Source organism: Streptomyces sp. TRM64462 (assembly GCF_013362995.1).
Taxonomy (GTDB): Bacteria; Actinomycetota; Actinomycetes; order Streptomycetales; family Streptomycetaceae; genus Streptomyces.
This window is the reverse complement of the sequence record NZ_JABWDV010000436.1, coordinates 1-13305: the sequence shown is the minus strand read 5'-3', so window position 1 is coordinate 13305 and position 13305 is coordinate 1. Positions and strand designations below refer to the sequence as shown.

General features: G+C 72.2%; 13 protein-coding genes. 9 read left to right on the top strand and 4 right to left on the bottom strand.

All coding sequences use genetic code 11. The features are described from left to right. Positions 1 to 219 precede the first annotated feature (219 nt). A complete protein-coding gene (gene mmpB / locus HTZ82_RS32815) occupies positions 220 to 348 on the top strand; it encodes a morphogenic membrane protein MmpB (RefSeq protein ID WP_302852286.1) in 129 nt (42 codons plus the stop codon). Positions 349 to 367: 19 nt separating this feature from the next. Further along, positions 368 to 970, top strand: a complete 603-nt coding sequence (locus HTZ82_RS27945) for a nucleoside triphosphate pyrophosphatase (RefSeq protein ID WP_175412161.1) — start codon at positions 368 to 370, stop codon at positions 968 to 970. Here HTZ82_RS27945 and HTZ82_RS27940 read toward each other — a convergent pair. After that, positions 905 to 1393: a hypothetical protein gene (locus tag HTZ82_RS27940; protein ID WP_309235730.1), complete on the bottom strand. Its 489-nt coding sequence runs from the start codon at positions 1391 to 1393 to the stop codon at positions 905 to 907. The genes HTZ82_RS27945 and HTZ82_RS27940 overlap by 66 nt on opposite strands. A 461-nt stretch (positions 1394 to 1854) precedes the next feature. Here HTZ82_RS27940 and HTZ82_RS27935 point away from each other — a divergent pair, with 461 nt between their 5' ends. Continuing rightward, positions 1855 to 3615: a biotin carboxylase N-terminal domain-containing protein gene (locus tag HTZ82_RS27935; RefSeq protein ID WP_175412160.1), complete on the top strand. Its 1761-nt coding sequence runs from the start codon at positions 1855 to 1857 to the stop codon at positions 3613 to 3615. Positions 3616 to 3713: 98 nt separating this feature from the next. Beyond that, entirely contained in the window at positions 3714 to 4280 is a 567-nt protein-coding gene (locus HTZ82_RS27930) for a TetR/AcrR family transcriptional regulator (RefSeq protein WP_254712156.1), read from the top strand. A 218-nt stretch (positions 4281 to 4498) separates the two neighbouring features. On the opposite strand, the gene HTZ82_RS27925 is transcribed toward HTZ82_RS27930, so the two are convergent. Further along, positions 4499 to 5470, bottom strand: coding sequence for a DeoR/GlpR family DNA-binding transcription regulator (locus HTZ82_RS27925; RefSeq protein WP_175412159.1), 972 nt, complete (start codon positions 5468 to 5470; stop codon positions 4499 to 4501). Between the two features lie 264 nt (positions 5471 to 5734). Next, the gene (locus tag HTZ82_RS27920) at positions 5735 to 7198 is read right to left on the bottom strand and encodes an NAD(P)H-quinone dehydrogenase (RefSeq protein ID WP_175412158.1); all 1464 of its coding nucleotides are present in this window, start codon (positions 7196 to 7198) and stop codon (positions 5735 to 5737) included. A 227-nt stretch (positions 7199 to 7425) separates the two neighbouring features. On the opposite strand from HTZ82_RS27920, the gene HTZ82_RS27915 reads away from it, so the two are divergent. The 5 genes from HTZ82_RS27915 to tgmC all read left to right on the top strand — a co-directional run bounded on the left by HTZ82_RS27915 (position 7426) and on the right by tgmC (position 12497). Then, entirely contained in the window at positions 7426 to 7863 is a 438-nt protein-coding gene (locus tag HTZ82_RS27915; protein WP_149185057.1) for a gamma-glutamylcyclotransferase, read from the top strand. Positions 7864 to 8000: 137 nt separating this feature from the next. Further along, complete coding sequence (locus tag HTZ82_RS27910) at positions 8001 to 8825, top strand: purine-nucleoside phosphorylase (RefSeq protein WP_175412157.1); 825 nt, start codon at positions 8001 to 8003, stop codon at positions 8823 to 8825. Positions 8826 to 8944: 119 nt separating this feature from the next. Further along, positions 8945 to 10594, top strand: coding sequence for a phospho-sugar mutase (locus tag HTZ82_RS27905; protein WP_175412156.1), 1650 nt, complete (start codon positions 8945 to 8947; stop codon positions 10592 to 10594). A 219-nt stretch (positions 10595 to 10813) separates the two neighbouring features. Further along, positions 10814 to 11452, top strand: coding sequence for a hypothetical protein (locus HTZ82_RS27900; protein ID WP_254712155.1), 639 nt, complete (start codon positions 10814 to 10816; stop codon positions 11450 to 11452). After that, positions 11376 to 12497 (top strand): ATP-grasp peptide maturase system methyltransferase, encoded by a 1122-nt coding sequence (gene tgmC, locus HTZ82_RS27895; RefSeq protein ID WP_175412155.1) that lies wholly within the window; start codon positions 11376 to 11378, stop codon positions 12495 to 12497. The genes HTZ82_RS27900 and tgmC overlap by 77 nt, the downstream gene beginning before the upstream one ends. 100 nt (positions 12498 to 12597) lie before the next feature. Here the strand turns inward: tgmC and HTZ82_RS27890 are convergent, their stop codons facing one another. After that, entirely contained in the window at positions 12598 to 13173 is a 576-nt protein-coding gene (locus HTZ82_RS27890; RefSeq protein ID WP_175412154.1) for a PH domain-containing protein, read from the bottom strand. Positions 13174 to 13305: the final 132 nt, after the last annotated feature.

Here is a 13305-nt window from a genome sequence, read left to right as displayed (position 1 = left end):
GGGCTGATTTTCAGCCCGTCCGGCGTTTGAGGACGAGCTCCCCCAAGCTCTTCGAGCAGGGGGCACCCCCACAGGCGCGACCGGGGTCTGGGGCGGAGCCCCAGTTCGGGAAGGGGCGGGGTGGGGAAAGACCCGTCGGACGTGACTAGTCCGTTCGTACGGGACCGCTTGAGTACGCGTACTCAGGCGACCCGCCCACCGCATCCGCAGGATCGAAGGATGCTGTGGTCCGACCCCGACGACGAAGCGCCCGAGGAGATGCGGGCCACGCAGGCCATGCTCCGCCGCGCAGGCGTCCTGCTGGCCGTGGCCATGCTCGTGGCGATGTTCGCGGCCGGGCTGCGCTGAAGCTGAATACGATGGCGCCATGACAGCTCAGCGCCGCCTCGTCCTCGCCTCCGCGTCCCCCGCCCGCCTCGGACTGCTGCGCCAGGCGGGGCTCGCCCCGGAAGTCATCGTCAGCGGCTTCGACGAGAACAAGATCACCGCCCCGACCCCGGCCGAACTGGCCCTCGCCCTCGCGGAGGCCAAGGCGTCCCTCGTGGCCGCCCGCCCCGAGGCGTCAGGGGCGCTGGTGATCGGCTGCGACTCGGTCCTGGAGCTGGACGGGCGCGCCCTGGGCAAGCCCGCCGACGCCGAGGAGGCCATCGCCCGCTGGAAGTCGATGCGCGGCCGGGTCGGCGTCCTTCAGACCGGCCACTGCGTCCATGACACGGTGACGAAGCGGTACGCGTCGGCCACCGCGTCGACGCTGGTGCGCTTCGGTGAACCGACGGACGAGGAGATCGCCGCGTACGTCGCCAGCGGCGAACCGCTCAACGTCGCGGGCGCGTTCACCCTCGACGGCCGCTCGGCGCCCTTCATCGACGGCATCGACGGCGACCCGGGCAACGTCATCGGCCTGTCACTGCCCCTGCTCCGCCGCCTCCTGTCCCAGCTCGGCGTCTCGGTCACCGACCTCTGGACCTAGGCCCTGCGCAGCCTCCGGCTCCGGCTCCGGCTCCGGCCCGTACGCGACCAGGGACAGCACCACCAGCCCGAACACCACCATCAGCACCGCGAACGCGACCCACCCCACAAGCCCGACGACCGCCGCGCCCAGCACCCCATGGGTGATCGCGCAGGTGATGAGGAGGACACGGGCCCACCGCCCGGGCGGGGCGTCCCGTACGCCCACGAGGAGCAGCACGCCCGCGCACACCGCCAGGTAGGCGCCCATGACCCCGCCCATCACCCACGTACCGGTGATCATCAGGTCCGGGTCGAGGCCGGCCAGGGACATCCGCTGGCCGGACAGGACCGTGGCCAGCACGCCGTGCAGCGCCACGGCACCCGCCGCCTCGGCGAACAGCACGGCCGCCGTCGTCAGCGCGATCGGTCTGCGGGTCACCACGGGTACCCCCTGACTGTTACCTGCGGTACAGGATCAGCGCGCACGCTACTCACCAGTAGCCCCCTGGGCAAGGGTCCGGACACGCCGGTCGCCGAAACGGCGGTGGAACGGCGAGCGAACGGCAAAGAATCATTCGCCCATTCGTAGGGACTCCACAAAGATTCAGGACGGCCCGCTGGCTGCCCGAACAGAGACCTTGGCCACACCGCAGGGTTACTGTGCAGTGAAGAAGCCCTGCGTACTGTGGCAGGACATGGGGTTACGCGGTACGGGCACGCCGCGCATCACGCTCTGTGTGGGCAACCTCACGAGTGGGAACGGGTCGAAAGCCCGTGTCGGCAGTCCCTAAACTCAGCGTGTTTTGAGAAGTCTTCGGCTCCGGCCGGGGTCCGGCCCGCGGCGCAGCCGCGAACACGGGGGCAGCGCCTCCGGAGAAATACAGCAAGGAGGAGGGAGCCATCGTGCGCAAGGTGCTCATCGCCAACCGTGGCGAGATCGCTGTCCGTGTCGCCCGTGCCTGCCGGGACGCCGGGATCGCGAGCGTAGCGGTCTACGCCGATCCGGACCGGGACGCCCTGCACGTCCGCGCGGCGGACGAGGCGTTCGCCCTGGGCGGTGACACCCCGGCCGCCAGCTATCTCGACATGGCCAAGGTGCTCCAGGCGGCCAAGGACTCGGGTGCCGACGCCATCCACCCGGGTTACGGATTCCTGTCCGAGAACGCGGAGTTCGCCCAGGCCGTGCTGGACGCCGGGCTCATCTGGATCGGCCCGCCGCCGCAGGCGATCCGGGACCTCGGCGACAAGGTGGCGGCCCGTCACATCGCGCAGCGCGCCGGCGCCCCGCTGGTGGCCGGCACGCCCGACCCGGTGTCCGGCGCCGACGAGGTCGTCGCCTTCGCCCAGGAGCACGGCCTGCCCATCGCCATCAAGGCGGCCTTCGGCGGCGGCGGCCGCGGCCTGAAGGTCGCCCGCACCCTCGAAGAGGTGCCGGAGCTGTACGACTCGGCGGTCCGCGAGGCCGTCGCCGCGTTCGGCCGCGGTGAGTGCTTCGTCGAGCGCTACCTGGACAAGCCGCGGCACGTCGAGACCCAGTGCCTGGCGGACCAGCACGGCAACGTCGTCGTCGTGTCGACCCGTGACTGCTCCCTGCAGCGCCGCCACCAGAAGCTGGTCGAGGAGGCCCCGGCGCCGTTCCTGACCGACGAGCAGAACGCGGAGCTGTACCGCGCGTCGAAGGCCATCCTGAAGGAGGCCGGCTACGTCGGCGCCGGCACCGTCGAGTTCCTGGTCGGCACGGACGGCACGATCTCCTTCCTGGAGGTCAACACCCGCCTCCAGGTCGAGCACCCGGTCACCGAGGAGGTCACCGGTCTCGACCTCGTACGGGAGATGTTCCGTATCGCGGACGGCGAGGAGCTCGGCTACGACGACCCGGCGATCCGCGGCCACTCCTTCGAGTTCCGCATCAACGGCGAGGACCCGGGCCGCAACTTCCTCCCGGCGCCCGGCACCGTCACCACCTTCGCCCCGCCGTCCGGCCCCGGTGTCCGGCTCGACGCGGGCGTCGAGTCCGGCTCGGTCATCGGCCCGGCGTGGGACTCGCTCCTCGCCAAGCTGATCGTCAGCGGCGCGACCCGGCAGCAGGCCCTGGAGCGCGCCCGCCGCGCCCTGGCCGAGTTCCAGGTCGAGGGCATGGCGACGGCCATCCCGTTCCACTGCGCGGTCGTCGCGGACCCGGCGTTCGCTCCGGCGGAGGGCCCGTTCAAGGTCCACACGCGCTGGATCGAGACGGAGTTCGTCAACGAGATCAAGCCGTTCGCCGCGCCGGCCGAGGCCGAGGCGGAGGAGGAGCCGGGCCGCGAGACGGTCGTCGTCGAGGTGGGCGGCAAGCGCCTGGAGGTGTCGCTGCCGTCGTCGCTCGGGATGACCCTGGCGCGTACGGGCCTGGCGGCGGGCGCGAAGCCGAAGCGCCGCGCGGCGAAGAAGTCGTCGTCGGCCGCGTCCGGCGACACGCTGGCGTCCCCGATGCAGGGCACCATCGTCAAGGTGGCCGTCGAGGAGGGCCAGGAGGTCCAGGAGGGCGACCTGATCGTGGTCCTGGAGGCCATGAAGATGGAGCAGCCGCTGAACGCGCACCGCGCGGGCACGGTGAAGGGCCTGAACGCCGAGGTGGGCGCGTCGGTGAGCTCGGGCGCCGCGATCTGCGACATCAAGGACTGAGGCACGTGAGGCAGAGGGGCCCGTCGGACCGTTCCGGCGGGCCCCTCGCCCGTACCCGGCCCGATGGCATCCTGGAGGGTACGAGGGAGGATGCCGCGATGACGACGACGACCCGGCCGATGCGCGCCGACGCCCGGCGCAACCACGAGCGGCTGCTGCGCGTGGCCCGCGCGGCGTTCGCCGAGCACGGCACGGACGCGGCGCTGGAGGACATCGCCCGCCGCGCGGGCGTCGGCATCGGCACCTTGTACCGCCACTTCCCGAACCGCCACGCCCTGATGTACGCGGTCTTCCAGGACGCCCTGGCGGCGCTGCTGGCCCGCTCGCGGGAACTGGCGGACGCGGACGAACCGTGCACGGCCCTGGTGGAGTGGCTCCGTGCGATCGTCACCCACGCCGGCGAGTACCGCGGCCTGGCGCGGGCCCTGATGTCGGCGTCGTACGACCCGAGTTCGGCCCTGTGGCAGTGCAGCGAGCCGCTCCGCGCGGCCGGCGAGCGCCTCCTCCGCCACGCCCAGCAGTCGGGCGCGGTCCGCCCGGACGTCTCCATCACGGACCTGATGCAGCTCACGAACGCCATAGCCCTGGCGGCGGAACAGGACGCCTCGGACCCGGAACTCGCCGACCGCCTCCTGACCCTGACCTTGCGCGGCCTGAAGCCGTGACGGCTGGGACGGGTTCCGGCGGATTTTTCCCCACCCCGCCCCTTCCCGAATCGGGGGCTCTGCCCCCGAACCCCCGCTCCTCAAACGCCGGAGGGGCTGATTTCAGCCCGTCCGGCGATTGAGGACAAGCGCCGTCCAGGCGCGATACGGGGGCCTGGGGGCGGAGCCCCCAGTTACGGGAAGGGGCGGGATAGGGGAAAGACCCGCCGGGGAGGGCGTCAGCGGCGGCGCAGGTCGGCCACGCGGGCCGGCCGGTCCGTGGAGGCCGGGTCCGGGGCCAGCGCCGCGGCGCTGCGGAGCTGCGGAGGCCCGGCGTGTCGGCCCCGCTGGCCCGGGAGCGGAACGTCCCGCCGGGCCTGGCGCCCCTCACCGGAGCCCGAGCCGGCACCGGTGCCGGAAACCGTGGAGCCCGCGCCCGCGACGGTGATCTGGACGCCCTGGTCCGCGAGGGCCTGGAGCTCCATGCCGGCGCGTTCGTCGTGCGCGGGCGGCTCGTCGGTGACCAGCCGCGTGATCAGGTCCGTCGGGACGGTCTGGAACATCGTGTCCGTACCGAGCTTCGTGTGGTCGGCCAGCACCACGACCTCCCCCGCCGCCTGCACCAGCGCCCGGTCGACGCTCGCCGACAGCATGTTGGACGTGGACAGTCCGCGCTCCGCCGTGAGCCCCGCGCCGGACAGGAAGGCGCGCGACACCCGCAGACCGTGCAGGGACTGCTCCGCACCGCTGCCCACCAGCGCGTAATTGGAGCCGCGCAGCGTGCCGCCCGTCATGACGACCTCCACGCGGTTGGCGTGGGCCAGGGCCTGGGCGACGAGCAGCGAGTTGGTGACGACGGTGAGACCGGGGACCCGGGCGAGCCGACGGGCCAGCTCCTGCGTGGTCGTACCGGCGCCGACGACGATCGCCTCGCCCTCTTCGACGAGGCTCGCGGCGACATCCGCGATGGCGGTCTTCTCCGCGGTCGCGAGATGGGATTTCTGCGGGAAGCCGGACTCTCGCGTGAATCCGCCCGGCAGTACCGCACCGCCGTGCCGGCGGTCGAGGAGTCCTTCGGCCTCCAGTGCCCGCACGTCCCGCCGTACGGTCACTTCGGAGGTCTGGACGACACGGGCGAGCTCCCGGAGCGATACCGCCCCATTGGCCCGCACCATTTCAAGGATCAACTGGCGACGTTCTGCAGCGAACACGAAACTGACAGTAACCCCAGCGACCGAGAGTTTGCAGCCGTATGCGCCGAATCCGAGAAGTTGCGAACAGACGGGGTCGCCAAGTGGTATGGGCGACCCCGTCCATGAACGTTCTCCGACCGCCGGATGTCCCGACTTGCCGGGGGTTGCCGGGGGTTGTCCCCTGGCCAAGGGAACCCGAGGCTGTCCGTTTGCCCGGATTGGCGACCTTACGCCACCGACCCGCCACCGGCCCGCCACCGACCCCCCTACGGCTGCGGAGCGTTACGCCTCGGCCGTCGCCTTCCGGGTGTGCAACTGCCGTGCCACCTCGGCGATCGAGCCCGACAGCGACGGGTACACGGTGAAGGCGTTCGCGATCTGCTCGACGGTCAGATTGTTGTCGACCGCGATCGAGATGGGGTGGATCAGCTCGCTCGCGCGCGGCGCGACGACACAGCCGCCGACCACGATCCCCGTACCCGGCCGGCAGAAGATCTTGACGAAGCCGTCCCGGATGCCCTGCATCTTCGCGCGCGGGTTGCGCAGCAGCGGCAGCTTCACGGCCCGGGCGTCGATCTTGCCCGCGTCCACGTCGGCCTGCGTGTAACCGACCGTGGCGATCTCGGGGTCGGTGAAGACGTTCGACGACACCGTCTTCAGGTTCAGCGGCGCGACCGTCTCGCCGAGGAAGTGGTACATCGCGATACGGCCCTGCATCGCGGCCACCGAGGCGAGCGCGAAGACACCGGTCACGTCACCGGCCGCGTACACGCCGGGCGCGGACGTACGGGACACCTTGTCGGTCCAGATGTGGCCCGAGTCCTTGAGCCGTACGCCGGCCTCCTCCAGGCCCATGCCGGCGGTGTTGGGGATGGCGCCGACCGCCATCAGGCAGTGCGTACCGGAGATGACGCGGCCGTCCGCGAGCGTGACCTCGACGCGGTCGCCGACACGCTTGGCGGACTGGGCCCGGGAGCGGGCCATGACGTTCATGCCGCGGCGCCGGAACACGTCCTCCAGGACGGCGGCCGCGTCCGGGTCCTCGCCCGGCAGCACGCGGTCGCGGGACGACACGAGCGTGACGCGCGAGCCGAGCGCCTGGTACGCGCCGGCGAACTCGGCACCCGTCACACCGGAGCCGACGACGATGAGCTCGTCGGGCAGCTCGTCGAGGTCGTACACCTGCGTCCAGTTGAGGATGCGCTCGCCGTCGGGCTGGGCGTCCGGGATCTCGCGCGGGTGGCCGCCGGTGGCGACGAGCACGGCGTCGGCGGTGAGCGTCTCCTCGGTGCCGTCGGCAGCGGTGACGATCACGCGGCGCGAGCCGTCCATGGCCTGCTGCCCGTCGAGCCGGCCGCGGCCGCGCATGACGCGGGCCCCCGCCCGGGTGACGGACGCGGTGATGTCGTGCGACTGGGCGAGCGCGAGCCGCTTCACCCTGCGGTTGACCTTGCCGAGGTCGACGCCCACGACCCGGGCGGCCCGCTCCACGTGGGGGCCCGCGGCGGAGCCGCTATTGGATGCAGTGTCGGCGACGATGATGCCCAGCTCCTCGTACGAGGAGTCGAAGGTCGTCATGACCTCGGCGGTCGCGATGAGGGTCTTGGAAGGGACGCAGTCCGTCAGGACGGAGGCTCCGCCGAGGCCGTCGCAGTCGACGACGGTCACCTCCGCGCCGAGCTGGGCGCCCACCAGGGCCGCCTCGTATCCGCCGGGTCCGCCACCGATGATCACGATTCGGGTCACTGGGGTTACGCCTCGCGCTCTCGTCACGCCGACCCCACGGACTGTGCGGGCCCGTGGATCGGGGGTTGCCCTCGAAGGATGGGGAGTACGTACTTCATTGTCCCGCACTGTTCGAGCCCTCATTCTCCCGCACCGCCGGACACGACCGAGCGCCGGGGCTCCTTCGCCGCCCGACGGATCATGCGGGGCGCCTCCCCCGCTCCCGCCCCTCACGTACCCTCGATCCCATGTCGCTCTACGCCGCGTACGCCGGCAACCTCGACGCGCGGCTGATGACGCGCCGCGCCCCGCACTCCCCGCTGCGCGGCACCGGCTGGCTGAACGGCTGGCGGCTGACCTTCGGCGGGGAGCAGATGGGCTGGGAGGGCGCGCTCCCCACCATCGTGGAGGCCCCGCGCTCCCAGGTCTTCGTCGCGCTGTACGACATCGCCCCGATGGACGAGGACTCGATGGACCGCTGGGAGGGCGTCGGGCTCGACATCTACCGGCGCATGCGGGTCCGCGTGCACACCCTGGACGGCGAGGAGCCCGCCTGGGTGTACGTCCTCAACGGCTACGAGGGCGGCCTGCCCTCCGCGCGCTACCTGGGCGAGATCGCCGACGCCGCCGAGTCGGCGGGCGCGCCCCACGACTACGTCATGGAGCTGCGCAAACGCCCCTGCTGACCGCCTACCGCCACCCGCGTTCGACCAGCTCAGCCAGCACGAACCGGGCGGTTCGTCGGAAGTGACAAGACAACGATACGAACACCGTAGGGCCTGTCATCTACGCGCGTAGGCCCAGACGGGTTACCCTCGTCCGCGTGAACGCATCTGTTACCCCGGACCGCCCCCAGGGCGACCCCCACGCCTCCGCCGCGCAGGCCGCCGAGCGACTGCGCGAGCTGACCGGCGCCGAGAACCACGACGTCGCCCTCGTGATGGGCTCCGGCTGGGCGCCCGCCGCCGACGCGCTGGGCAGCCCCGAGGCCGAGTTCCCCGTCACCGAGCTGCCCGGCTTCCCGCCGCCGGCGGTCGAGGGCCACGGCGGCAAGATCCGCTCGTACCGCATCGGCGACAAGCGGGCGCTGGTCTTCCTGGGCCGTACGCACTTCTACGAGGGCCGCGGCGTCGCCGCCGTCGCCCACGGTGTGCGCACCGCCGTCGCGGCGGGCTGCAAGACGGTCGTCCTCACCAACGGCTGCGGCGGCCTACGCGAGGGCATGCGCCCCGGCCAGCCGGTCCTGATCAGCGACCACCTCAACCTGACGGCGGCGTCCCCGATCGTCGGCGCGAACTTCGTCGACCTGACGGACCTGTACTCGCCGCGGCTGCGCGCGCTGTGCAAGGAGGTGGACCCGACCCTCGAAGAGGGCGTGTACGTCCAGTTCCCCGGCCCGCACTACGAGACCCCGGCCGAGATCGACATGGTCCGCGTCCTCGGCGGCGACCTGGTCGGCATGTCGACCGTCCTGGAGGCCATCGCGGCGCGCGAGGCGGGCGCCGAGGTGCTGGGCATCTCCCTCGTCACCAACCTGGCCGCGGGCCTTTCGGGTGAGCCGCTGAACCACGAGGAGGTCCTGCAGGCGGGCCGCGACTCGGCCGCCCGGATGGGCCAGCTCCTCACCCGTGTGCTGGAGCGCATCTGACGCAGGGCGCGTACGGGTACGGATACGAGGAGCGGCGTACACGCACGTACGCGTACGCCCCCCGTACGACTTCACGTATGGACAGCGACGTACAACGACATCACCCAGAGAGGCAGACCGTGCATCAGGACCTCATGGCGCAGGCGGAGGCGTGGCTCGCGGAGGACCCGGACGGCGAGACCCGTGAGGAGCTCGCCGGGATCCTCGCGGCCGGGGACGCCGACGAGCTGGCCGCCCGGTTCAGCGGCACGCTGCAGTTCGGCACGGCCGGGCTGCGCGGCGAGCTCGGCGCCGGGCCGATGCGGATGAACCGCTCGGTGGTCATCCGCGCGGCGGCGGGCCTCGCGGCGTACCTGAAGGAGAAGGGCCGGCGGGACGGCCTGGTCGTCATCGGCTACGACGCCCGGTACAAGTCGGCGGACTTCGCGCGGGACACGGCCGCGGTGATGGTCGGCGCGGGCCTGCGCGCCGCGCTCCTCCCGTACCCGCTGCCGACGCCGGTCCTGGCGTACGCCATAAGGCACCTGGGCGCGGTCGCGGGCGTGGAGGTCACGGCGAGCCACAACCCGCCGCGCGACAACGGCTACAAGGTGTACCTGGGCGACGGCTCCCAGATCGTGCCGCCGGCGGACGCGGAGATCGCGGCGCAGATCACCGCCGTACGGTCCCTGGCGGACGTGCCGCGCGCGGAGTCCGGCTGGGAGGTCCTGGGCGACGAGGTCCTGGGCTCCTACCTGGCCCGTACGGACAAGGTCCTGACGCCGGGCACGCCGCGCACGGCGCGGGTGGTGTACACGGCGATGCACGGCGTGGGCAAGGACGTGGTCCTGGCGGCGTTCGCGCGGGCGGGCTTCCCGGCCCCGGTCCTGGTGGCCGAGCAGGCCGAGCCGGACCCGGCGTTCCCGACGGTGGCGTTCCCGAACCCGGAGGAGCCGGGGGCGATGGACCTGGCGTTCGCGAAGGCCCGGGAGGCCCAGCCGGACATCGTCATCGCCAACGACCCGGACGCGGACCGCTGCGCGGTGGCGGTACCGGACGAGACGGCGGACGCGGGCTGGCGGATGCTGCGCGGCGACGAGGTGGGCGCGCTGCTGGCGGAGCACCTGGTGCACAAGGGCGCGAAGGGCGTCTTCGCGGAGTCCATCGTGTCCTCGTCGCTGCTCGGCCGCATCGCGGCGGCGGCGGGGCTCGGCCACGAGGAGACCCTGACGGGCTTCAAGTGGATCGCCCGGGTGGAGGGCCTGCGCTACGGCTACGAGGAGGCGCTCGGCTACTGCGTCGACCCGGAGGGCGTCCGCGACAAGGACGGCATCACGGCGGCGCTGCTGGTGGCGGAACTGGCCTCGGAGCTGAAGGAACAGGGCCGCACCCTCGCGGACCTCCTGGACGACCTGGCGCTGGCCCACGGCCTGCACGCCACGGACCAGTTGTCGGTCCGCGTGGAGGACCTCACCGTCATCGCGGACGCGATGCGCCGCCTGCGGGAGGTTCCCCCGGCGAAGCTGGCGGGCCTGACGGTGGTCTCCTCCGAGGACCTGACGCACGGCACCGCCACGCTGCCCCCCACGGACGGCCTCCGCTACTACCTGGAGGGCGAATACAAGGCCCGCGTCATCGTCCGCCCCAGCGGCACGGAACCGAAGCTGAAGTGCTACCTGGAGGTCGTGGTCCCGGTGGCGGACGCGACAGCCCTGACGGACGCCCGCACCCGCGCGACGGAGATCCTGACAGGCATCAAGCGCGACCTGTCCGCCTCGGCGGGCATCTGACCAAGACCCGTGAAAGGGGGCCGGCCCCGCATGGGCCGGCCCTCTTCGCCGTTTCCAACGGCAGCAACCAGGAGACCTCGCGGCCGCCCTCCGCCTCTCATTCCCGGGGGCGGCGCGCGGCGAGTGCGGGGATCGCCGCAATGGCGGCCGGCGTGAGGTGTTCCCAAATACCTGAGCCACCCGCAGGCCGTCGCACGTGCCGAGTACAAGCCCGCGCAGTTGGCTACGGCGAACCGCGTCGGACTCGCGGTCCCGGCCACCCTCATCACGAACGATCCCGGGGAGGCCGAGCAGTTCTGTGCCGAACGACCCACTGTCTACAAGCCCTTGCACGCGGGGGCGTACGAGGTCGAGGGCGAGCCCGCCGGGATCTGGGCCGCCCCCGTCGAGGCGGACGAGATCGACGGCGCGGTGAACCACAGCGCGCACCTGTTCCAGGCGCAGGTGCCCAAGGTGGCGGACGTGCGGGCGATCGTCGTCGGCAAGCAGGTGTTCAGCGCCCGGATCACCACGCCGCCCGGGGTCGTGGACTGGCGGGCCGAGTACCAGAACCTCACCTATGAGCCGATCACCTGCCCGGACGAGATACGCGCGGCACTCGCGCGGTTCCTCGCCGTCTTCGGGCTGAACTTCGGCGCCTTCGACTTCGCCCTGACCGCTGACGGCGCATGGTGGTTCCTGGAGTGCAACCCCAACGGCCAATGGGCGTGGCTCGAAGACGCGGCCGGACTGCCGATCACACACGCCATCGCAGACCTGTTGCAGAACGGAGCGAGCCGGCATGACCGACCCCCTGCCCTCGGAACACCTACGGACCGACCTCGCGTGGTGCCTGTCCAAGAGCGGCGTCCTGCGTAGCCCGGAATGGGAAGCGGCCGTTCTTGCCGTACCGCGCGAGGCGTTCCTCGCGCGCGGCTGGTTCGAGTACGAAGGGGGCGGCTGGTACCGCCCCGTAGTCGGGAACTCCGCGGAAAGGCTCGCTCGGATCTACGAAGACGACACCCTCGTCACGCAGGTGGCCGGGGGCGTCTTCCCCGACCAGGTCGAGGGGCGCATCGCCGCGGCCCCCTCGTCGTCCTCCACCCTGCCGAGTCTGGTCGTGCGGATGCTCGAAGACCTGCGGGCGGTCGAAGGGTCGCGCGTCCTTGAGATCGGCACGGGTACGGGTTACTCGACCGCGCTGCTCTGCCATGTCGTCGGCGAGGACAACGTGACCACGGTCGAGGTCGACGCCGAAGTGTCCGCCCGTGCCGGAATGGCCCTCGCGGGCGCCGGATACCGGCCTACCCGCGTGGTCGGTGACGGACTGGCGGGCAACAAGGAGGGCAGTCCGTACGACCGGGTCATCTCCACGTGCGGCGTACACACCGTGCCCGCCCACTGGCTCGCGCAGACCCGGCCCGGCGGCGAGGTCCTGGTCACGGTCGGCGGGTGGATGCACTCATCGGAGCTTGTACGCCTCACAGTCGCCGACGACGGCACGGCCAGTGGCCCGGTTCTCGGCGGACAGGTTTCGTTCATGCTGGCCCGCCCGCATCTCCCGCCCCCGCTCGGTGTGCTCCCGAACCTCGACGAGGGCGACACGGTGCCCGCAGAGCTGGGCGCGGACGTGCTCGACGACTGGACCGCCCGGTTCGTCGCCCAGTTCGCGGCTCCCCGCGCGCAGCGCCTCACGCTCGAACAGAACGGCCGGACGGAACATGTCGTGATCGACGTAGCCGCCGAGTCGTGGGCGGTCGTCTTCCACGACGGCGCACGGTGGATGGTGCGGCAGGGCGGCCCCGCGCGCCCGTGGGACGACATCACCGAACGCGTCGCCCGCTGGCAGGCGGACGGGCGACCGCCTGCCGACCGTATGCGGCTGCATGTCGAGCCCGACGGGCAACGCCTCACCTGGGCGTAGCTATGGCGGGGCCATGCGGCAACACGGCGAGCCCCCGCAGGTGGGGGCGGGTGGGCGGGAAACGGGACGGCGACCAGCAGGGGCCGCACCGGGGATGGGGTCAGCTCAGGGTCAGGAGGAGCAGGAGGGCCAGGAGGCCAGCCGCCGCGGGGGCCAGGATCTCGTAGGCCCAGCGGGACTCGGGCTCGCCCTTGGCTGTCGGGCGGACGGCGTTCTGCTCCGCCAGCGTGCGCAGCTCCTGCACCGTCGCCTCCGCGCCCACCAGGACCTGCCCCCCGCTGCGTACCGCCAGCTTCCGCTGGCGCATCGACACCGGGACCGCCCACAGCTGGTACTTCGCGCCGTCCCGCGTGACGACCTCCGTCGAGTACGTGGCGCGCAGCTCCTCCACCGCCGCCCACGGCACCACGACCGTGCGGAACGGGTTGCGGATGCGCATGCGGTCGTCGTTCGCGTACACGGCCGGCCGGAACGTGAAGGCGATCACCAGCGGTACTGCCAGGAGCAGGGCGGCGGCCGCCACCCACGGGGCGCTGCCCTCGCCGCGGATCAGGGCGTCGCCGCCCATCCACAGGCCGACGCCGAGCAGCAGCGTGCCGCCCACCATCGAGAGCGTCGACCGGTAGACGCGGTCGGCGTAGGCAGGCGGCTCCGACGGAGTACCGGGACGTGTCATGAGGCCGATTCTGCCTCACCCGGTTCCGCGCGGCCCCGGACCCCTCAGGCGACCGGATCCGCGGGGTCACATGGCGTCGGCGTCGCCGATCCGGTGGCGCACCGCCACGAACCCGAGCGCCCCGGCGGCCAC

Excerpts from the sequence above, each read along its gene's own strand:
- mmpB (WP_302852286.1), top strand. The coding sequence starts at position 220 with ATGCTGTGGTCCGACCCCGACGACGAAGCGCCCGAGGAGATGCGGGCC.
- HTZ82_RS27945 (WP_175412161.1), top strand. The coding sequence starts at position 368 with ATGACAGCTCAGCGCCGCCTCGTCCTCGCCTCCGCGTCCCCCGCCCGC.
- HTZ82_RS27930 (WP_254712156.1), top strand. The coding sequence starts at position 3,714 with ATGACGACGACGACCCGGCCGATGCGCGCCGACGCCCGGCGCAACCAC.
- HTZ82_RS27915 (WP_149185057.1), top strand. The coding sequence starts at position 7,426 with ATGTCGCTCTACGCCGCGTACGCCGGCAACCTCGACGCGCGGCTGATG.
- tgmC (WP_175412155.1), top strand. The coding sequence starts at position 11,376 with ATGACCGACCCCCTGCCCTCGGAACACCTACGGACCGACCTCGCGTGG.
- HTZ82_RS27890 (WP_175412154.1), bottom strand. The coding sequence starts at position 13,173 with ATGACACGTCCCGGTACTCCGTCGGAGCCGCCTGCCTACGCCGACCGC.